Annotated in this window: 17 protein-coding genes; 10 read left to right on the top strand and 7 right to left on the bottom strand. The window is 74.4% G+C overall.

The features are described from left to right. Window positions 1–26: 26 nt before the first annotated feature. Together AC0QR5_RS07150 and mnmA are read left to right on the top strand one after the other, a co-directional pair. Window positions 27–1,265 carry a cysteine desulfurase family protein gene (locus tag AC0QR5_RS07150; protein ID WP_329860267.1) on the top strand — a complete coding sequence of 413 codons (1,239 nt, stop codon included), beginning with the start codon at window positions 27–29 and terminating at the stop codon, window positions 1,263–1,265. Beyond that, the gene (gene mnmA / locus AC0QR5_RS07145; protein WP_329860266.1) at window positions 1,262–2,404 is read left to right on the top strand and encodes a tRNA 2-thiouridine(34) synthase MnmA; all 1,143 of its coding nucleotides are present in this window, start codon (window positions 1,262–1,264) and stop codon (window positions 2,402–2,404) included. The genes AC0QR5_RS07150 and mnmA overlap by 4 nt, the downstream gene beginning before the upstream one ends. A 50-nt stretch (window positions 2,405–2,454) precedes the next feature. Here mnmA and AC0QR5_RS07140 read toward each other — a convergent pair whose 3' ends face one another. Next, window positions 2,455–2,820: a hypothetical protein gene (locus tag AC0QR5_RS07140; RefSeq protein WP_329860265.1), complete on the bottom strand. Its 366-nt coding sequence runs from the start codon at window positions 2,818–2,820 to the stop codon at window positions 2,455–2,457. A 130-nt stretch (window positions 2,821–2,950) separates the two neighbouring features. Here AC0QR5_RS07140 and AC0QR5_RS07135 point away from each other — a divergent pair, with 130 nt between their 5' ends. Together AC0QR5_RS07135 and AC0QR5_RS07130 are read left to right on the top strand one after the other, a co-directional pair. Further along, window positions 2,951–3,379, top strand: a complete 429-nt coding sequence (locus AC0QR5_RS07135) for a chorismate mutase (RefSeq protein ID WP_329860264.1) — start codon at window positions 2,951–2,953, stop codon at window positions 3,377–3,379. Between the two features lie 104 nt (window positions 3,380–3,483). Next, the gene (locus AC0QR5_RS07130; protein WP_329860263.1) at window positions 3,484–4,500 is read left to right on the top strand and encodes a uroporphyrinogen decarboxylase/cobalamine-independent methonine synthase family protein; all 1,017 of its coding nucleotides are present in this window, start codon (window positions 3,484–3,486) and stop codon (window positions 4,498–4,500) included. 51 nt (window positions 4,501–4,551) lie between these two features. Here the strand turns inward: AC0QR5_RS07130 and AC0QR5_RS07125 are convergent, their stop codons facing one another. The 6 genes from AC0QR5_RS07125 to AC0QR5_RS07100 are packed head-to-tail and all read right to left on the bottom strand — an operon-like array spanning window position 4,552 to window position 11,140. Then, window positions 4,552–5,604, bottom strand: a complete 1,053-nt coding sequence (locus tag AC0QR5_RS07125) for a phosphotransferase family protein (protein WP_329860262.1) — start codon at window positions 5,602–5,604, stop codon at window positions 4,552–4,554. Next, window positions 5,601–6,851, bottom strand: a complete 1,251-nt coding sequence (locus tag AC0QR5_RS07120; protein ID WP_475372504.1) for a DUF58 domain-containing protein — start codon at window positions 6,849–6,851, stop codon at window positions 5,601–5,603. Before AC0QR5_RS07120 ends, AC0QR5_RS07125 begins: the two co-directional genes overlap by 4 nt. Window positions 6,852–6,894: 43 nt before the next feature. Continuing rightward, a complete protein-coding gene (locus tag AC0QR5_RS07115) occupies window positions 6,895–7,866 on the bottom strand; it encodes an AAA family ATPase (RefSeq protein ID WP_329860258.1) in 972 nt (323 codons plus the stop codon). Beyond that, complete coding sequence (locus tag AC0QR5_RS07110; RefSeq protein WP_329860257.1) at window positions 7,863–9,047, bottom strand: DUF4350 domain-containing protein; 1,185 nt, start codon at window positions 9,045–9,047, stop codon at window positions 7,863–7,865. Before AC0QR5_RS07110 ends, AC0QR5_RS07115 begins: the two co-directional genes overlap by 4 nt. Further along, window positions 9,044–9,709, bottom strand: coding sequence for a DUF4129 domain-containing protein (locus tag AC0QR5_RS07105; protein WP_329860255.1), 666 nt, complete (start codon window positions 9,707–9,709; stop codon window positions 9,044–9,046). The genes AC0QR5_RS07110 and AC0QR5_RS07105 overlap by 4 nt, the downstream gene beginning before the upstream one ends. 3 nt (window positions 9,710–9,712) lie before the next feature. Then, on the bottom strand, window positions 9,713–11,140 hold the full coding sequence (locus tag AC0QR5_RS07100) for a DUF7847 domain-containing protein (protein WP_329860254.1): 1,428 nt from the start codon (window positions 11,138–11,140) through the stop codon (window positions 9,713–9,715). Window positions 11,141–11,303: 163 nt separating this feature from the next. Here AC0QR5_RS07100 and mtrA point away from each other — a divergent pair, with 163 nt between their 5' ends. From mtrA to AC0QR5_RS07070, 6 genes are all read left to right on the top strand, one after another. Beyond that, complete coding sequence (gene mtrA / locus AC0QR5_RS07095; protein ID WP_329860253.1) at window positions 11,304–11,981, top strand: MtrAB system response regulator MtrA; 678 nt, start codon at window positions 11,304–11,306, stop codon at window positions 11,979–11,981. A gap of 173 nt (window positions 11,982–12,154) precedes the next feature. Beyond that, window positions 12,155–13,759 (top strand): MtrAB system histidine kinase MtrB, encoded by a 1,605-nt coding sequence (gene mtrB / locus AC0QR5_RS07090; RefSeq protein ID WP_475372503.1) that lies wholly within the window; start codon window positions 12,155–12,157, stop codon window positions 13,757–13,759. Continuing rightward, window positions 13,752–15,551: an LpqB family beta-propeller domain-containing protein gene (locus tag AC0QR5_RS07085; protein WP_329860252.1), complete on the top strand. Its 1,800-nt coding sequence runs from the start codon at window positions 13,752–13,754 to the stop codon at window positions 15,549–15,551. Before mtrB ends, AC0QR5_RS07085 begins: the two co-directional genes overlap by 8 nt. A 124-nt stretch (window positions 15,552–15,675) precedes the next feature. After that, complete coding sequence (locus AC0QR5_RS07080; protein WP_329860251.1) at window positions 15,676–16,599, top strand: ComF family protein; 924 nt, start codon at window positions 15,676–15,678, stop codon at window positions 16,597–16,599. A 128-nt stretch (window positions 16,600–16,727) separates the two neighbouring features. Further along, window positions 16,728–17,411, top strand: coding sequence for a ribosome hibernation-promoting factor, HPF/YfiA family (gene hpf / locus AC0QR5_RS07075; RefSeq protein WP_329860250.1), 684 nt, complete (start codon window positions 16,728–16,730; stop codon window positions 17,409–17,411). A gap of 28 nt (window positions 17,412–17,439) precedes the next feature. Continuing rightward, window positions 17,440–18,654, top strand: a complete 1,215-nt coding sequence (locus AC0QR5_RS07070; RefSeq protein WP_329860249.1) for a winged helix-turn-helix domain-containing protein — start codon at window positions 17,440–17,442, stop codon at window positions 18,652–18,654. Window positions 18,655–18,684: the final 30 nt, after the last annotated feature.

Here is an 18,684-nt window from a genome sequence, read left to right as displayed (position 1 = left end):
ACGGGAGGTCGCCTAGAATGGTGGGGATGCCTTCCACCCAGCCCGTGTACCTCGACCATGCGGCGACCACGCCGATGGCGCCGTCCGCGCTCGAGGCGATGACGCGCGAGCTGGCCCGCACGGGCAACCCCTCCTCCCTGCACGGAGCCGGTCGGCGCGGGCACCGCGTCGTCGAGGACGCCCGCGAGGCGCTCGCCGCGGCCGCCGGCGCCCACCCCTCGGAGGTCGTCTTCACCTCGGGGGGCACCGAGGCCGACAACCTGGCGCTCAAGGGGCTCTACTGGAGCAGGAACGGCCGGGATCCGCGCCGGACGCGGATCCTGTGTTCCACCGTGGAGCACCACGCCGTCCTGGACGCCGTCGAGTGGCTCGAGGCCCACGAGGGCGCCGAGGTCGACTGGATCCCGGTCGACGGTCTGGGGCGCATGGACCTCGCGGCCTTCGAGGAGGCCGTCGGGCGCTCGCCGGAATCGATCGCCCTCGCCGCCCTGATGTGGGCCAACAACGAGGTCGGCACCATCCAGCCCGTCGAGGAGGCCGCCCGGATCGCGGCCGGGCACGGGATCCCCCTCCACACGGACGCCGTCCAGGCCTTCACCGCCGTCCCGCTCTCCTTCGCGGACTCCGGCGCCGCGACGCTCGCCCTCAGCGGCCACAAGATCGGCGGCCCCGTGGGCGTCGGCGCCCTCCTCGTCCGCAGGGACGCTGCGCTCGTGCCCGTGCAGCACGGCGGCGGGCACGAGCGCGCCCTGCGTTCCGGGACCCTCAACGCCGCCGCGGCCGCCGCGTTCGCCGCGGCCGCGTCCGCCGCCACGGCCGCCCTGCCCGCCGAGGCGGAGCGCCTGGCCGGGCTGCGCGACCGGCTGGTCGACGGCGTGCGCCGCGCCGTGCCCGAGGCGCGGCTCAGCGGACCCGAGGGCCGCGGCGGCGCGGGGGACCGGCTGCCCGGCAACGCGCACTTCACCTTCCCCGGCTGCGAGGGCGACTCCCTCCTGTTCCTCCTGGACATGCTCGGGATCGAGTCCTCCACGGGTTCGGCCTGCACCGCCGGCGTGCCGCGGCCGAGCCACGTCCTGCTGGCCATGGGCTACCCCGAGGAGGCGGCGCGCGGGGCGCAGCGCTTCACGCTCGGGCATACAACGGGCCCGGCCGACGTTGACGCCTTGGTGGCCGCGCTGCCCGAGGCGTACGCGGGGGCCCGGAAGGCCGGGCTGGCGGCCCGGCAGAGCAGCATTCGAACGGCGGGAACGGGATTCACGGCATGAAGGTCTTGGCGGCGATGAGCGGCGGGGTGGACTCCGCGGTGGCGGCGGCGCGCGCCGTGGACGCGGGGCACGACGTGGTCGGGGTGCACCTGGCCCTGTCCCGCATGCCCGGCACCCTGCGCACCGGCAGCCGCGGCTGCTGCACGATCGAGGACTCCAACGACGCGTGGCGGGCCTGCGACAAGCTCGGCATCCCCTTCTACGTGTGGGACTTCTCGGAGCGCTTCAAGGAGGACGTCGTCGACGACTTCGTGGCCGAGTACGCCGCGGGCCGCACGCCGAACCCCTGCATGCGCTGCAACGAGCGGATCAAGTTCGCCGCCCTCCTGGAGAAGGCCCTCGCCCTGGGGTTCGACGCCGTGTGCACAGGCCACTACGCGAAGGTGCTCGAGGACGAGGACGGCAACCGCGAGCTACACCGGGCCGCCGATTGGGCCAAGGACCAGTCCTATGTGCTCGGCGTCCTGACCCACGAGCAGCTCAAGCACTCCCTGTTCCCGCTTGCCGACACGCCCTCGAAGGCCCAGGTCCGCGCGGAGGCCGCCGCCCGCGGCTTCACGGTCGCGAACAAGCCGGACAGCCACGACATCTGCTTCATCCCCGACGGCGACACCCGGGGGTGGCTGCAGGAGCGGATCGAGATGGACGAGGGCGAGATCCTGGACCACGAGGGCAACCCCCTCGGCACGCACGAGGGCGCCAACGCGTTCACCGTGGGCCAGCGCAAGGGCCTGAAGATCGGCCGCCCCGCCCCGGACGGGAGGCCGCGGTTCGTCCTGGAGATCCGGCCCAAGGAGAACAAGGTCGTCGTCGGCCCTCAGGAGCTGCTCGAGGTCGACCGGCTGTGCGGGATCAAGATCAGCTGGGCCGGCCTGCCCCTGCCCGAGGCCGTGACGGGGGAGGCCTTCGACTGCATGGTGCAGGTCCGCGCGCACGCCGACCCCGTGCCCGCCCGGGCCTTCACGACCACCGACACCGAGGAGCCCGGGAGCACCGAGGAGCTCGTCGTCGACCTGCAGGGATCCCTGCGCGGCGTCGCGCCCGGCCAGACGATGGTCCTCTACCAGGGCACGCGCGTCCTGGGCCAGGCCACGATCAACTCGGCGCGCAGCCTCGCCTGGGACCCCCGCGCGGTCTGAGCCCCCCTTCGACGCGACACGACCCCTTGGATCGTCTTGCGGGGTCGGGGCTAGCCTGCGGGCTCGTCGACGTAGCCGATGAGGCGCGAACCGACGCCGTCGTACTCGCACCGCACCAGCCCTGCCTCCACGGCCGGGAGGTCGCGCGGACCGTGGTCGTCGCACGCCGTGAAGGTGAACTCCGGCCACCACTTCTTGGGCCGGACGGCCTCCGCGAAGCCGCAGACCGCGCATTCGAGGTGGACCCAGACCGGCCGCCGCCCCTCGCGGTTCTCCAGGGACTGGCGCAGCCAGGCGGGCGGATCCGCCCGGAGGGCCGCGAGCTCCTCCTCGCTCATCCGCGCCGGCAGGCCGTGGCGCTTCGCCATTTCCAGCGGGATGTCCAGGGCGATCGCGGCGTCTCGGCGGTTCATCATCCGGCCACCTTAGGCCATCGCGGCCCGCGCCGCACGGCGCCAGGGCCCGAAGCGGCGCCGGCGGCGCCCGGCGTAACAGAGCGGGGGCCGCGGGCGGGGAACGGGCGCCCGGAAAACTAGACTGGGGACCATGAGCGAACAGGTGGACACGGAGAACGCAGGCGCGCTGGACTACGACCCCCGGGCCAGTTCCCTCGGCGGGCAGGTCGATCCTGCCGTGATGGAGGAGCTGCTGGGACTGCGCAGCAGCATCGACAACTTCGACGCGACGCTCGTCTACCTCCTCGCCGAGCGCTTCAAGGCCACCCAGCGGGTCGGCTACCTCAAGGCGCGCCACCGGCTGCCGGCCGGGGACCCGGGGCGCGAGTCCGCCCAGATCGGCCGCCTGCGCCGGCTCGCCGAGGAGGCCCACCTCGACCCGGCGTTCGCCGAGAAGTTCCTGAACTTCATCATCAGCGAGGTCATCCGCCACCATCAGGCGATCTCCGAGGAGCACGGGGCCGAACGCGATGCCGACGGCGGCGCGGGACGCATCGCCTCCGGCGGGGACGCGCGCTGAACCCCCTCGGCGGGCCGGCCCCGGACGGCATCCTGGACGGCGCCCCGGACCGCGCCGTCCAGGCGGCGCCCACGGGCCGCGCGGCCGAATCGGCGCACCGCGGCGTGCGCGCCACGGGCCACGGGCCCTGGCCCGGCACGGACGCGGCCGAGGCGGCGCGGATCGTCCGCGGCGAGCTCGGGTCGCCGCACCTGCCGCACCTCGTCCAGCTCCCGGACCGCGGCGTGGGATCGGATGCGACGGGCCGCACGGCCGCCCTGCTGCAGGAGCTCTACGTCGACGTCCAGCCGTTCGGCTGGCGCCTGACCGACCGCCCGGGCGCCGACCACCGCCGGGCCGCCTCCGCGCTCTCGAGCGACCTGGACGTCCTCGCCGACGTCGTCGGGGCCGAGGGGCGTCCCGGTCCCGAGCTGCAGATCCAGTTCACCGGGCCCTTGAGCCTCGCGGCGGGCCTGTACCTGCACCACGGGGAGCGCGCGCTCTCCGACCACGGCGCGCGCCGGGACGTCGCGGCCTCGCTCGCCGCCGGCGCGGCGGCCCACGTCGCCGACGTCCTGCGGCTGGCCGGGGCGCCGCGGCTCACGGTCCTCGTCGACGAGCCGCTCCTGGCCGACGTCCTGCGCGGTGCCGTCCCCACCGCGAGCGGATACCGCACCCTGCGCTCGGTGCCCCGGCAGGAGGTCGTCCAGGCCTGGACCGAGCTCGGCGGGGCCCTGCGCGCGGCCGGCGCGTCCGCCGTCGTCCTCGCGCCCGGCACCGCGGAGGAGACCGTCGGCGCCACGTACGACGCCGTCGCCTCCTCCGGCGCCGACGCCGTCTACCAGCCGGCGGGGCGGATGGGGCGCACGGCGTGGGAGGCCTCCGCGGAGCTCGTCGAGTCGGGCGCGGGCCTGTGGCTCGGCGTCGTCGACCCGGCCCGTCCGCTGCCGGCGGCCGCCGCGGTGGCGGGACTGGTCCGGGATCCGTGGCGACGGACCGGCCTCGAGACGGCCCGCCTCGGTGCCGTTACCCTGCTGCCGACCGGCGGGCTCGACGGCGTCACGCCCGCCGCCGCGCGGACCGTGCTGGCGCGCCTCACCGAGGCGGCCGACGCCCTCGACCAGATCGTCGCCGACTCCTGACGGTCCGCAGTCGGCGATGCGCAGCCGGCCGCGCGCGGCCGGCGACGGCCTTCAGTGTCCGCTGACCCCCGGGACGCTCCGGCCGTGCCAGCCCCGCCGCGCCGCCAGGAGCCCGAGCGTGGCGGCCGCCGAGAAGCGGGCATGCCGGCGCAGCACGGGGCTCGTCGGCACCTCCGGCTGGGCGCCGGACTCCGCGTAGTAGACGGTCAACAGCGCGAGCCACGCGTCGACGTCGTCCGGATCCGCGCCGGCAAGCAGCTCCCACTCCGCCATCGCCGCCACGTCGAGGCCGGCGTGGTGGAGGTAGGGCAGCACGGCCGCCCAGTCGGCCCACGCCGGACCCGTCGAGAGCCAGTTCCAATCGCACACCCACGCCGTTCCCGCCGGATGGCCGTCCACGGAGGCGGAGGCGAGCACGACGTTGTCCGCGCGCAGGTCGTTGTTCAGCGGGGTCGAGCCGGCCAGGGCGTCCCCGACGCGGTCGAGGAGCTCCACGAGCGCGCCGGCGGCGTCGTCCGCGGCGAACCAGGCCGGCAGGAACGCCGGCCGGGCCGCGGGATCCAGCCACGTACGGGCCGCCCGTCCCAGTTCCGCGCCGCCGGCCCCGGTCGACCACTGCGCGGCCATCGGCTCCAGACCGAGCCGGGCGGGCAGGCCGGTGTCGGCGGCGAGACCCTCGTTCTGGGCCAGGCAGGCGGCGTGGACCGCCGCCGCCGCGCCCGTGGTCCAGGGATGCCCCGGCATGTGCCCGGGGATGGGGCGCGTCGCCAGGAGCTGCCACGGGCCGGCGTCCGTCTGGACGAGGGCGGCATCGAGGAGCCGGGGCACGGGAAGACCCTCCGGCAGCGCCTCGAGGACCCGGGCCTCGCGGGCGTATCCCGGGCCCGTGACCGGGTCGTCGACGCGTCCGGCCTTGAGGAACACGGGGCGCGGGCCGTCCAGCACGGCGGCGAATCCGTGCGTGAAGCCGCCCCCGACGGGGCGGACGCCGTCCACGGCCCCGCCGGCCGCGGCAGCGGCCCAGTTGCGCACCTCGCGCGGCAGGGAGCCCCACTCCGGCCGGCGGGACGTCGTCCGGTAGTCTGGCGCGGTCTCGGGGCTCACAAGCGGCCGGCCGCCTTGAGCCGGATGTAGGCGTCGGCCAGGGCCGGCGGGAGCTCGAGCGGTGCCGCGTCCACGACCTCCGCGCCGAGGGCCCGCAGCTGTTCCTTGAGGGCCTCGCGCTGCTGCAGGGAGCGCTCGGCGGCCGCGGCGCGGTAGACGTCCTGGACCGTGCCCGGGGCCCGGCGACGGCGCTCCAGCTCGGGGTCCCGCACCGCGGCGACGAGGACGAGGTGCTTGGCCGTCAATCCCGGGAGGACCGGCAGCAGTCCCTCCTCCACCGCCCCGGAATCCAGGGACGTCAGCAGGACGACGAGCGAGCGGTGGCTCGAGACGGCCTGGACCTGGGCGGGGATCCGCGTCCAGTCGGCCTCGATGAGCTCGGGCTCGAGCGGGGCCATGGATTCCACGAGCTGGGTCAGGAGGCTGCCCTTGGCCCCGGACTCCACGCGGGCCCGCAGCCGCCGGTCGAAGGCCAGGAAGTCCACGCGGTCCCCGCCGCGCTCGGCGAGGACGGAGAGCAGGAGCGCGGCCTCGATCCCCGTGTCCAGGCGGGGCTCGTCCTCCACGCGGGCGGCGGACGTGCGGGAGGTGTCGAGCACGATCACCACGCGGCGGTCGCGCTCCGGGCGCCACGTGCGGACCACGACGTTCTGCCGCCGCGCCGTCGCCCGCCAGTCGATCGAGCGGACGTCGTCCCCGCGCACGTAGTCGCGCAGCGAGTCGAACTCGGTCCCGGCCCCGCGGACCTGGATCGCCGCGCGGCCGTCCAGCTCGCGCAGCCGCTGCAGCTTGGAGGGCAGGTGCCGCTTGGAGTGGAACGGCGGCAGGACGCGCAGCACTGCCTCGGCCGGATGGGTCAGCTGGCGTGCCGCGAGGCCCAGGGGACCGGGGGAGCGGAAGGTCGTGTGGCGGACCCGGATCTCGCCGCGGCGCCGCGGCGCCAGTTCCACCGGGACCGCCCTGCGCTCGCCCGGGGGCACGTCGAGGGCGAAGCGCGTGGCACGGGCCCCGGCGGACGGCTGCCATCCGTCGCGGAGCGTGCCGCGGAAGCGCCGGGGACCCGTGTTCCGCACGAAGAGCCGTGCCGTGGCGCGCTCTCCGAGCCTCACGCTGCGCGGCATCGCCCGCTCGATCCGCAGGGACCGCGGCGAGGGCGCCAGCGCCGCGTCGGCGCAGGCCAGCCCGGCCAGCACGAGCAGCACGGCGCCCACCGTCCACCCCGAGGGGAACAGGAGCACCGGGAGCACGCCGGCCAGGGTCAGCCAGAGGAGCGGGCGGTCAGGGCCATGGCTACCGGGGGACCGGGACGGTGGCGAGGATCGACTGCAGGACGTCGTCCGCCCCGACGCCGTCCATGTGCGCCTCGGGGCGGAGCCCCACGCGGTGGCGCAGGCACGGCAGGGTCAGGACCTTGACGTCGTCCGGCGCCACGAAGTCCCGTCCGCTCAGCCAGGCCCACGCCCGCGAGGTGTTCAGCAGGGCGGCCGCGCCGCGCGGGGAGACGCCGAGCTGGAAGCTCGGGGCGCTGCGCGTCGCCCGGACGATGTCGACGATGTAGCCGATGACCTCGGGGGAGACGGTGACCTCCTGCACGGCATCGCGCGCGTGCGCCAGGTCCGCGGCGGACGCGACGGCCCGCACGCCGGCCGCGGCGAGGTGGCGGGGGTTGAAGCCCTCGCTGTGGCGGCGGATGATCTCGATCTCGTCGTCGCGCTCGGGAAGGTCCATGGTCAGCTTGAGCAGGAAGCGGTCCAGCTGGGCCTCCGGCAGCGGGTAGGTGCCCTCGTACTCCACGGGGTTCTGCGTCGCCGCGACGATGAAGGGCTCGGGCAGCGGCCGGCTCACGCCGTCGACGCTGACCTGCCGCTCCTCCATGGCCTCGAGCAGCGAGGCCTGGGTCTTCGGGGGCGTGCGGTTGATCTCGTCGGCGAGCAGGATGTTGGTGAAGACGGGCCCCTCGCGGAAGCTGAAGCCCGCCGTGTTCTGGTCGTAGACGAGCGAGCCCGTGACGTCGCCCGGCATGAGGTCGGGGGTGAACTGCACGCGCTTGGTGTCCAGATCGAGGGCGGCGGAGAGCGTGCGCACCAGGAGGGTCTTCGCCACGCCCGGCACGCCCTCGAGCAGCACGTGCCCCTGGGCGAGGAGGGCGATCAGCAGGCCCGTCACGGTGGAGTCCTGGCCGACGACGGCCTTGGACACCTCGCGGCGGACGTCGAGCAGGGCCTGGCGGGCGCGGACGGGATCCTGTACTGGCTGGGTCACTGTTTTCCGATCCTTGATTCGAGGGTGTGCAATTCATGGGCCCAGGCGGTGAGCCGGGACTCGGTGGACACGTCGACGGGGTCCAGGAGCGACCGCAGGGCGGCCCGTTCGCCGTGGCCCGCCTTGGACAGGGCGGCGACGACGCCCTCGACCGTGGCGCGCGGGCCGAGGCGCAGCCGCTCGGCGAGCCGCTGCAGGGCCCCCGCCCGCAGCGCGGCGACGGCCGCGTCCACGGCGCGCGCGTCCTGGTACAACCGGGCGCGCCCCTCCGCCGTCTCGGAGGCCGGGACGACGACGGGCAGCGGCTCCTCCACGAGCGGCCCGTCCCGGCGGGCACGCCACAGCACGGCGATCCCGCCCGTGACGAGCAGCCAGACCGCTACCGGGGTGAACCAGTCGGGCAGGAGGGCGAAGGGCGAGGGCGCCGGGCCGTCACGGACGACGTCCGCCGCGGTCGGCTGGAACCAGACGAGCGTGGGCGAGGCGCCGAGCGTGCGCAGGGCGAGCGCCGGATGGCCCGCGGCCAGCACCGTGGAGTTGGCGAGGAATCCCGGGTCCCCGAGCACCGTCGTCGTCCCGTCGACGGCGTAGGAGAAGGCCGTCCCGCCCGCTGTACGGTGCGGGAAGCAGCCGCGTTCGGCGTCGTACAGCTGCCCGCCCGGCGCCGCGGTGCCGGCCTCGGCCGCATCGGCGAGGGCGCACCCGGCCGCCACCGTCCCGGCGCCCTCGGGCACGAGGCCCGCCGGGCGGATCCCGGGGGCGAACTCCCGCAGCTCGGCGAAGCCGGGAGCGACGAGGACCGCGGATCCGGCGGCCCCGGCCAGGGCGCGCAGCTGGTCCCGGTTCAAGCGACCGTCGGGGTCGTCGAGCAGCAGTCGTCCGCCGTCCCCGGCGTCGTGGAGGGCCTGCAGGGCCGCCTCGTGGCCAGAGGGGACGACGACGTCCACGCCGTGGCGTCCCAGGACCTGGGCCACGGCCATGGCGCCGTCGGGTGCCGGGTTTCCGGGGCTGAGCGGGCGCCGGTCCGTGCCGCTCTGCAGCACGGCGAAGGCGAGTCCCACGACGCAGGCCACGGCGACGACGGCGAGCCACCACCGGGAGGCGAGCCAGCGGCGCCGCCAGACGGTCCGGGCGGCCTCGGGTGCCTCGGAGCGCTCGAGCCGCTCGTCGACGGCGCTCACCGCGGCACCGCCAGGGCGGAGCGGCCCGCCGCGCCAACCGTGGACGGCACAGCGGCCTCGAGCGCGGCGTCGAGGGCCGAGACGGCGTTCCAGTCGCCGGCCGAGGCCGGGTGGAAGCCGTAGTGGACCTCGTTGAAGAGCAGGGCCGCGCGGTCGAGCTCCTCCGCCTGCTGCGGGAAGACGGCCTCGAGCCGCATGGAGACCTCGAACGCGGTGCGGCCGGGCTGCTCGTCGAGCAGGGTGCGCTCCTCGGCCGATCGCACGATCGCGCGGAAGCGTTCCAGGCACGCCGTCGGCCAGTCGTGGACCACGGCCGCGGCGGCGGCGCGCTGCCGGTAGTCCTGCGCGCCGAGGGCCGTGTCCACGCCGACCTCGGCCGCGGGCGGAGCGGCGGAGCGGCGCAGGCGCGGGCGCACGAACAATACGGCGACGGCCACGATCACGGCCACCGCCACGAGCACGACGACGGAGCCCAGGTTCGCCTGCAGCGAGTTGAGCGAGTCGATCCACTCCAGGAACGCCTCCCAGGCCCGCTGCAGGAACTCCACGATCGGGTTGGGCGTGGCATCGGCGTACTCGCGCCGCGAGAGCTCGTCGACGAGCTCGCGCCGCGCCTCGTCGAGGCCCGGTTCCCACACGGCGTCGGCCAGAAGTCGGGACATGGGTCAGGCGGTTCCCGCCGCCGGCGCTCCCGGGGACGCCTCCGGCCCGCCCGGGCCGGGCGTGCGCCCCGGGATGCCGGGATCGGTCCCCGCGTCGGCGTCGCGCAGCAGGGCGAGGTCGAAGCCCTCGCGGCGGATCCGCAGGTCGGTGTAGAGCAGGGACGTCACGCAGCACTGGTAGGCGTAGGCGAGACCGCCGACGGCCGCGCTGACCACGGAGGAGAGCACGGTCAGGTTGGTGACGTAGTCGGAGAGGGCTTCCGGATTGCCCGGGTCCACGAGCGCCCCGCCGAGCCCGGTGGCGAAGCCGATCGGGGTCGTGATGATGCTCGTCGCGATGCCCACGATGATGGCCGTCAGCGCGATGATGCCGAAGCACCGCCACCAGCTGCCGCGCGTCAGCCGCCAGGAGCGCCCCAGCGCGGCGAGCGGGCCGCGCTGCTCGGCGACGACGGCGTGCGCGGCGACGGAGAGCTTGATGAGCACGTAGAGCGATCCGGCGGCGACGGCCGCGCTTCCGGCCAGGCCCAGCGGGATCCCCACGGCGGGCTCGCCGCTGAGCACGGACAGGACGATGACGCCGATGAAGAGGGCGAGGGACAGGAGGGAAAGCCCCGTCCAGATCAGCCCGAGCAGCAGCAGGCGTCCGAGGTGGGCACGGGCCAGGGCGAACGCCTGGCCGAAGCGCGTGCGGTGGTTCACGGCCGCGCGCAGCACGGGGATGGTCAGGAGGCCCTGGACGCAGGCGAGGAACAGCATCGAGAGCAGCGACGCCGCGGCGACCCCGATCCCGAACGTGGTCAGGGAACTGCCGAGCAGCGCGAGGTCCGGGACATCGGACTCGATGAACGAGGGGTCCATGACGAGCCCGTAGAGGGGCAGGCTCAGCACGCCGATGAGCAGGCCCAGGAGCAGTTGCACGATGACCGGGATGCCCAGCGTGGCCCCGGCGTTGCGGCGGATGGACTGGAACGATCCGTCGAGGATGTCGCCGAGGCCGAGCGGGCGCAGCGGGACGACTCCCGGCTTCGGCGGCGGGGCGTAGCCCTGCCCGAAGGGGGCCTGGCCCGGCGCGTAGGGCGGCGGGTAGGGGCCGGGTCCGCCCGGACCGGGAGGGGCGGCACCGTACGACGGCGGGGCCCAGCCCTGCTGGGGAGGAACCCCCCAGCCCGGTTGCGCCGGGGCGCCCCAGCCCTGCTGCGGCGGAGTGCCCCAGCCGGGGGCCGCCTGGCCCGGTGCCGTGGGGCCCGGCGAGGCGTGGCCAGGCGAGGCAGGGCCCGGAGGCGTGAGTCCCGGCTGTGCCGGACCGGGCTGCGCGGGCCCGGGTGCCGCGGGCCCCGGCGAGGCGTGGCCCGGCGTCGCCTCGGGCGGCGTCCCGTCCGGTCCGGGCTGGCCGGGATCGCCGTAGGGATTGCTCGGTTGATCGGTCATGGCAGCTGGTGACCCCTTGTGGAAGCGCGTGGTGCTCATGGTGGACGTCTGGGCCAGCCTATCGTCCGCCGGTGTGCCGTGCAGGGGCGCCGCACCGGCGGTGCCTATAGTCTTGTAGGAGACCTGTGCGGCGGCGGGCCGCGGCGGTGGATGAAGGGATGTCATGAAGGCTCGAGTTCTGGTGGTCGACGACGACGAGGCGCTGGCGGAGATGATCGGCATCGTCCTGCGCAACGACGACTTCGAGCCCGTGTTCTGCTACGACGGGGCGAAGGCCCTGGAGGCCTTCCGCAACGCCAAGCCGGACTTGGTCCTGCTGGACCTCATGCTCCCGGGTCTGGACGGCATCGAGGTCTGCCGGCAGATCCGCGCCGAGGCCGACGTGCCGATCGTGATGCTCACCGCCAAGTCGGACACGGCCGACGTCGTCCGCGGCCTCGAATCGGGTGCCGACGACTACGTGCCGAAGCCCTTCAAGCCCGCCGAGCTGATCGCCCGCGTCCGCGCGCGCCTGCGTCCCGGGGAGAAGCACGGCCCGGAGACGCTGAAGATCGTGGACCTGATGATCGACGTCGCCGGGCACTCGGTCTCCCGCAACGGCGAGAACATCCCGCTCACGCCCCTCGAGTTCGACCTGCTCGTCGCGCTCGCGAGGAAGCCGTGGCAGGTGTTCACCCGCGAACTGCTGCTCGAGCAGGTCTGGGGCTACCGCCACGCCGCCGACACCCGGCTCGTCAATGTCCACGTCCAGCGCCTGCGGTCCAAGGTCGAGCGCGATCCGGAGAACCCCGAGGTCGTCATGACCGTCCGCGGCGTCGGCTACAAGGCGGGTCAAGGCTGATTTCCACGACGTCCGCGGCATCGACGACGGCGGCGGAGACCGGAAGCGGTACCACCTCCGCCGGGACCCCGCGCCGCGCCGGCCTTCCGGGGACGGCCGCCGTCGGCTCGGCCTGGCGCTTCCTCTCCACGGCCTGGCGGCGCTCCATCCAGTGGCGCACCGTCGCCGCGACCGTGCTGCTCTCCGCCCTGGCCATGCTCGGCACGGGTGTCTTCCTGTCCAACCAGATCGCCTCGGGCCTCTTCCAGGAGCGCTTCCGGCAGGTCCAGGAGGAATCCGTCCGCGGCCTGAACCAGGTCAAGTCCAACTTCGCGTCCGTCGAGACGACGGACCGCTCGAGCACCGTCGCGTTCGTCAACGACACCCTGCGCCTCGTCGAGGGGGACGGTGCGAGCGTCCAGCGCGACTTCGTCCTGACGCCGTTGCCCAGCTCGGAGAACATCTACGTCACCAACACCGCGAGCGGCGGGCTGACGACGGGCGTGATCCCCGACGAGCTGGCCCAGACCGTGCGCGAGAACGCCGGCGTCTACTGGCAGTCGCTCGAGTATCCGCGGGACAACGTCGACGTGCCCGGGCTCGCCTTCGGCACCAAGGTCTCGCTGCCGCCCGGCCGCGAGTACGCGCTGTACCTGATCTACGACCTCTCCTCCGTGCAGGAGACCCTCGACTACATCCACCGGGTCCTCGTCCTCGGCGGGGCGCTCCTGCTCCTCGTCACCGGCGGCATCGCCTGGTACACGACCCGGCTCGTGGTGCGTCCCGTGTCCAACGCCGCGCTCGTCTCGGAGAAGCTCGCCGACGGGCAGCTCGAGGAGCGCATGGAGGTCAAGGGCGAGGACGAGCTCGCCCGGCTCGGCAACTCCTTCAACCGGATGGCCACGAGCCTCCAGGACCAGATCACCCAGCTCGCGACCCTGTCCCAGATGCAGCAGCGCTTCGTCTCGGACGTCTCCCACGAGCTGCGGACCCCCTTGACCACGGTGCGCATGGCGGCGGAGGTCCTGCACGGGGCCCGCGAGGACTTCGACCCCGTAAACCGCCGCTCCGCCGAGCTGTTGTACAACCAGGTCGAGCGCTTCCAGAACCTCTTGGGCGATCTGCTCGAGATCTCCCGCTTCGACGCCGGAGCCGCCGTCCTGGACGCCGAGCCGCTCGACATCGTCCCCGTCGTGCGCCGCGTCGCCGACACGGCCGAGCCGCATGCCCGCCAGGCGGGGACCGCGCTGCGCATCCACGTGCCGCCCACGGGCGGCTGCGTCGTCGAGATGGACCCCCGGCGCATCGAACGCGTCCTGCGCAACCTCGTCCTGAACGCCGTCGAGCACGGCGAGGGACGGCCCATCGACATCTCCGTGGCCGGGGACGACTTCGCCGTCGCCGTCACGGTCCGCGATCACGGGATCGGCATGAGCCCCGAGGACGCCGCGCGCGTCTTCGACCGCTTCTGGCGTGCCGACCCCGCGCGGGCCCGGACCACCGGTGGCAGCGGCCTCGGGCTGTCGATCTCGGCGGAGGACACCCGGCTCCACGGCGGGTGGCTCCAGGCCTGGGGCGAGTCCGGCAACGGCGCCTGCTTCCGGCTGACCCTGCCCCGCCGCATCGGACAGCCCCTCGGATCCTCGCCGCTACCGCTCGCACCACAGCACCGGCTGCCGGCCTCCACCCGGACCGTGACGGGAACCACCCCCGCCACCGGGTCGTTGAACACGGTGCGGGGCGCGGACGCCACCACGGCGCACCGCGGCCACCGTCCGATGGAGGGCGACGATGAATAGCTCCACGCCGCGTCCCGCCGCGCCCGCCGCAAGCACGGCCGCCGGGCCGGGCACGCGCGCCGGGGGGCACCGCGCCCGGGGTGAGCACCGGCGTCGTACCCGCCGCCTCGCCACGGCCCTGGCCGCCGCGCTCGCGCTCGTCCTCGCGGCCTGCGGAGCCATCCCCGTCGACGGTCCCGTCGGCACGAGCGCGCCGAACGACGCCGTTCAGGACGAGTTCCAATACGCCTTCAGCCCGCCCGGCCCCGCCCAGGACGCGAGCCCCGAGCAGATCATCGAGGGCTTCTACACCGCCGGCATCGCCCCGAAGGACGACTACAGCACGGCCCGCGAGTTCCTCTCGCCGGAACTGGCCCGGAACTGGAAGGCCACGACCCGCACGCTCGTCTACGAATCGGTGCCCAACATCGTCGGCAACGTCGAGGAGGACAGCTACACGGTCGAGCTCGCCGTCAGCGCCAGCATCGACGAGCACGGCATCATGACGCGCAACTCGCCCTCGGCGATCGCCTCCGTGCAGTTCCGGCTCGTCGAGGTCGACGGCCAATGGAGGATCGCCGAGGCCCCGGACGGCACGCTCGTGGAGCAGGGCAACTTCTCCGCGCTCTTCGCGCCGTACCCGCTCTACTTCTACGACTCCACCCACACCTACGCCATCCCCGACTACCGCTGGTACGCGAACCGCCAGTCCGTCGCGGCGACGCTCGTGGAATCGCTCCTCGCCGGACCCGCGCCGTACCTGCGCAACGCCGCCGTCAGCGCGTTCCCCGAAGGCGGCTCCCTCGCGCGCGCCTCGGTCCCGGTCGACGGGCGGCGGGCGACGGTGGACCTCGTGGAGTCCGTCTTCCTCGACACCACCGAGCTCGCCAGGCAGCTCATGCAGCAGCAGCTCGAGCTCACCCTCGACGGCGTCAGCAACATCGCCGCCGTGACGATGACCGTGGAGCAGCGCCCCGTGAGCCTCGGCAACGTCTCGCCGGACTTCGAGCCCGCCGTCGAGAACCCCTCGGTGCCGAACACCCAGGTCGCCATCGCCGACGGGGCGCTCGTCTACTACCAGGGCAACGGCGTCGTGCCCGTCGGCGGCGTCGAGGACATCTCCGGGTTCTCGCCCCGCGATCCGGCGATGGCCCCGGGTGGGAACCGCTACGCGTTCCTCAGCCAGGACCGGACCCGGCTCATGACGATCGACGACGCCGGACGCGTGCGGACCGCGGCGACGGGCACCGGGTTGCTGGCCCCGAGCATCGACATCCACGGCTGGACGTGGACGGTCGACGGCGGCGACGACACGAAGGTGATGGCCGTCCCGGCCGACACCGAGCGGGACGGCCAGGTCCGCGAGGTCGCCGCCGAATGGATGGAGGGCGCCACCGTGACCTCGCTGCGGATCTCCCGTGACGGGGCGCGTGCCGTCGTCACGGCCCGCGTCGACGGGGACGCCGGCGTCTTCGTCACCGGTGTCATCCGCGATACCGACGGCGTCCCGCGCGGCTTCACCGAGCCCCTCGAGCTCGGAACGAACATCCCCGCGACGCAAGCCGTCTGGGACTCCGCGACGTCCGTGATCGCCATGCAGGCCAACGACGAGCAGCCCGTGCAGGCCGAGCGGATCACCCTCGCCGGCGGGAACGAGACGTTCCAGCCGCTCCTGGGCATGACCAACATCTCCGCCGGCCCGGGCGAGCAGCGCACGGTCTACGCCGAGACCCCGGAGGGCGTCTTCTCCCGCGTGAGCAACGTCTGGAAGCGCCAGGACGGCCAGGCCAGCTACCTCTCCTACCCCGGCTAGACCCCGCCGGCCGGTCCGGCTCCCCTCCGGCACGGGTCCTCCACAACCGCCGGTCGGGCGGGCCGCATCCCCAGCCGGGGCAGGGCCGCCGCAGCGGCCGGCGTCCCGGTGGAGACTGTGCGCCATGAGCCGCCACCGCCCGTCCATCGCCGCCCGCCTCGACGCGCTCCTCCACGGGCCGCGCGGCCGCGCCGTCGCCGCGGCCCTCGGCGACTTCCTCGCGGTCCTCGCACCGAGCGACTGCGTGGCCTGTGGGGCCCCCGACGCCGTGCTGTGCGGCCCGTGCCGGGGCCGGCTGCGCGCGGCGACGGTCCGTCCGGTCCCGGCCGAGGACGCGGCCGAGTCGCTGCCCCTGCTCGCCGACGGGACCGTCCTTCCCGCGACGGCGGCGGGGCGCTACGCCGACGAGCTCGCGGCCGTGATCCTGGCCTTCAAGAACCGCCAGCGCGTCGGGCTCGCGGGCGTGCTCGGCCCGGCGCTGGCCGGATCCGTGCGGACGGCGTGGACGCGGGCGCGGGACGCCGCGCCCCACTCGCCCGCCACCTCCGCCGTGTCCGCCGCGCTGGGAGCGGTGGAGGCGCCCTTGCTCCTGGTCCCGGTCCCCTCGCGGTTCGCCGCGCGGACGCGGCGCGGATACGCGCCCGTCGAGTTCCTCCTGCAGTGGATCCGGCGGCGCGGCCTGCTCCCGCCGGGCGCGGCGGTGGCGCCACTGCTGCGGCACCGCCCGGCCCGGCCGTGGCGGGCCGCCGCGCAGAAGGGCAAGGGGCGGCGCGCGCGGGCCGCCCTGCGCGGCAGCATGCGGGTCTCGGCCGGCGCCGCGGGACGCCTCCGCGGATCCGGGGCGGAGGGGGAGTCCGGAGGCGGCGACACGCCGGGGGCTCCCGCCGGACGCCCGCGGTGCCTCGTCGTGGACGACGTCCTGACGACGGGGGCGACGATCGCCGAGGCGCGCCGCTGCCTGGAAGAGGCCGGGTTCGAGGTCGCCGGGGCCGTCGTCGTCGCGGCCACCAAGGCGCCACGGAACAGAAATATGGTCGGGGGGACTTGATTAAACGCGGGCGTGAATTACGGTGAAGTATGGGCACCTCGTTGGAGGGTAAGAACCCATCTTCAGCGGCCGGAAGGAGAAAATTCCTCGGCCGCTGTTGTGTCACCCGAGTTCAACAGGAGGACACCATGGAGATGATCATCACCGGACGAAACCTGACCGTTTCCGACCGTTTCAGGGAGTACGCCGATGACAAGGTCGCGAAGGTCGAGCAGCTGGCCAGCAAGGTCCAGCGCCTCGACATCAAGGTGACCAAGGAGCCGAACGCGCGCCAGCCCGAGGCGCAGCTCACCGTCGAGATCAGCGTCGTCGGACGCGGTCCCGCGATCCGCGCCGAGGCCAAGGCCGCCGACAAGTTCGCCGCCTTCGACCTGGCCTTCGGAAAGCTCCTGGAACGCCTGCGCCGTGCCCGCGACCGCCGCAAGGTCCACCATGGACGTCAGACCCCCACCGCCGTCTTCCAGGCCACCTCGACCCTGGAGCCGGCCGACAGCAGCATCCCGCTCCACGAGGCCACCGCGAACGGCCAGCGCGCCGCGGAGGCGGAGGAGGGCAGCACCGAGAACCCCGTGGAGATCCGCCGCAAGGTCTTCCCGGCCACGTCGATGAGCGTCGACGACGCCGTGGACCGCATGGAGATGGTCGGCCACCCCTTCTACCTCTTCATCGACGAGTCCACCGGGCGGCACTCCGTCGTCTACCGCCGCAAGGGATGGGCCTACGGCATCATCACCCTCGACAACGATTGCCAGGACGAGGAGACGGTCGAGACGCGCCACTACCGGGAGGCGCAGGCCGCCACGGCGTCCTGACCCGGACGGGTCGGCCTAGACTCGACCCATGACCGCACGGATGACCCTGCCCCAGGCCCGCCGCACCGCCCTCGCGGCGCAGGGACTCGGCAGGGAACGGCCCACCGGCCCGGCGACCGCCAGGCAGGTGGGCCGCATCGTGGACCGGCTCGAACTGCTCCAGATCGATTCGGTCAACGTCCTCAGCCGCGCCCACTACCTACCCGTGTTCTCGCGGGCTGGCAGCTATGACAAGGACGTCCTGGACCGGATGTCCGGCCGGGGCCCCCGCCGCCTTGTGGAGTACTGGGCGCACGAGGCCAGCTTCGTCCGGCCGCGGCACTTCGCCGACCTGCGCGTCTGGCAGCGCCGCCGCTGGGTCGGGGAGCTGGCCTCCTCCCGGCCCGCGGCGGACGCTTTCGAGGGGCGCATCGTCGAACTGCTGGAGTCCTCCCGCCCGCTCACCGCGCGCGAGGTCACGGCGCGGCTGGGACACGTCGAGGAGGTCGACCGAAGCAACTGGGGATGGAACTGGTCCGCCGTCAAGGGATCGCTCGAGCGGCTCTTCGAGCGCGGCGAGATCGGCTCCGCGGGGCGCAACGCCCAGTTCGAGCGGCGCTACGCGCCCACCGCGAAGGTCCTGCCGCCGGGACTCGACGCCACCGCGGCCCCCGATCCGCACGAGGCGATGCTCCGCCTCGTCGAGGCGGCCGCCCGGGCCCACGGCATCGGCACCGTGCGGTGCTTCGCCGACTACTTCCGCCTCCCGCGCATCCCGGCCGCGGCCGCCGTCGAACGCCTCGTCGAACGCGGCGTCCTCGAGCCCGTCGAGGTCGCTGGCTGGACGGGCAGCCACTACCTCCACACCGAGGCGACCCGCCCGCGCCGGGCCGCCGGCAGGGCCCTGTTGAGCCCGTTCGACTCGCTCGTCTTCGAACGCCGCCGCCTCGAGGAGCTCTTCGGCTGCCACTACCGGATCGAGATCTACACGCCGGCGCAGAAGCGGCGCTACGGGTACTACGTCCTGCCCTTCCTGCTCCGCGAGGGGATCGCGGGGCGGGTGGACCTGAAGGCGGACCGGGCCACGGGGACGCTGCAGGTGCGCTCCGCCCACGCCGAGCAGGGGGCGCCGGCGGACACCGCCGCCGAGCTCGCGGCCGAGCTGCGGCTCATGGCCTCCTGGCTCGGCCTCGGCGACGTCGTCGTCCACGAGGCGGGCGACCTCGCCCCGGCGCTCGCCGTGGAACTGGCCGCCGCGCCCTGACCGGAACCATCGGCGGGGGCCGTACGTGTC

This window comes from Arthrobacter sp. J156 (assembly GCF_056172865.1).
The sequence above is the reverse complement of the archived record's forward strand: the minus strand, read 5'-3'. Positions and strand labels throughout refer to the sequence as shown.

What these genes read in the sequence shown, in the direction of transcription:
- AC0QR5_RS07150 (WP_329860267.1), top strand. Translation starts at nt 27, where the DNA reads ATGCCTTCCACCCAGCCCGTGTACCTCGACCATGCGGCGACCACGCCG.
- AC0QR5_RS07135 (WP_329860264.1), top strand. Translation starts at nt 2,951, where the DNA reads ATGAGCGAACAGGTGGACACGGAGAACGCAGGCGCGCTGGACTACGAC.
- mnmA (WP_329860266.1), top strand. Translation starts at nt 1,262, where the DNA reads ATGAAGGTCTTGGCGGCGATGAGCGGCGGGGTGGACTCCGCGGTGGCG.
- AC0QR5_RS07140 (WP_329860265.1), bottom strand. Translation starts at nt 2,820, where the DNA reads ATGATGAACCGCCGAGACGCCGCGATCGCCCTGGACATCCCGCTGGAA.
- AC0QR5_RS07085 (WP_329860252.1), top strand. Translation starts at nt 13,752, where the DNA reads ATGAATAGCTCCACGCCGCGTCCCGCCGCGCCCGCCGCAAGCACGGCC.
- AC0QR5_RS07080 (WP_329860251.1), top strand. Translation starts at nt 15,676, where the DNA reads ATGAGCCGCCACCGCCCGTCCATCGCCGCCCGCCTCGACGCGCTCCTC.
- AC0QR5_RS07100 (WP_329860254.1), bottom strand. Translation starts at nt 11,140, where the DNA reads ATGACCGATCAACCGAGCAATCCCTACGGCGATCCCGGCCAGCCCGGA.
- AC0QR5_RS07105 (WP_329860255.1), bottom strand. Translation starts at nt 9,709, where the DNA reads ATGTCCCGACTTCTGGCCGACGCCGTGTGGGAACCGGGCCTCGACGAG.
- hpf (WP_329860250.1), top strand. Translation starts at nt 16,728, where the DNA reads ATGGAGATGATCATCACCGGACGAAACCTGACCGTTTCCGACCGTTTC.
- mtrA (WP_329860253.1), top strand. Translation starts at nt 11,304, where the DNA reads ATGAAGGCTCGAGTTCTGGTGGTCGACGACGACGAGGCGCTGGCGGAG.
- AC0QR5_RS07070 (WP_329860249.1), top strand. Translation starts at nt 17,440, where the DNA reads ATGACCGCACGGATGACCCTGCCCCAGGCCCGCCGCACCGCCCTCGCG.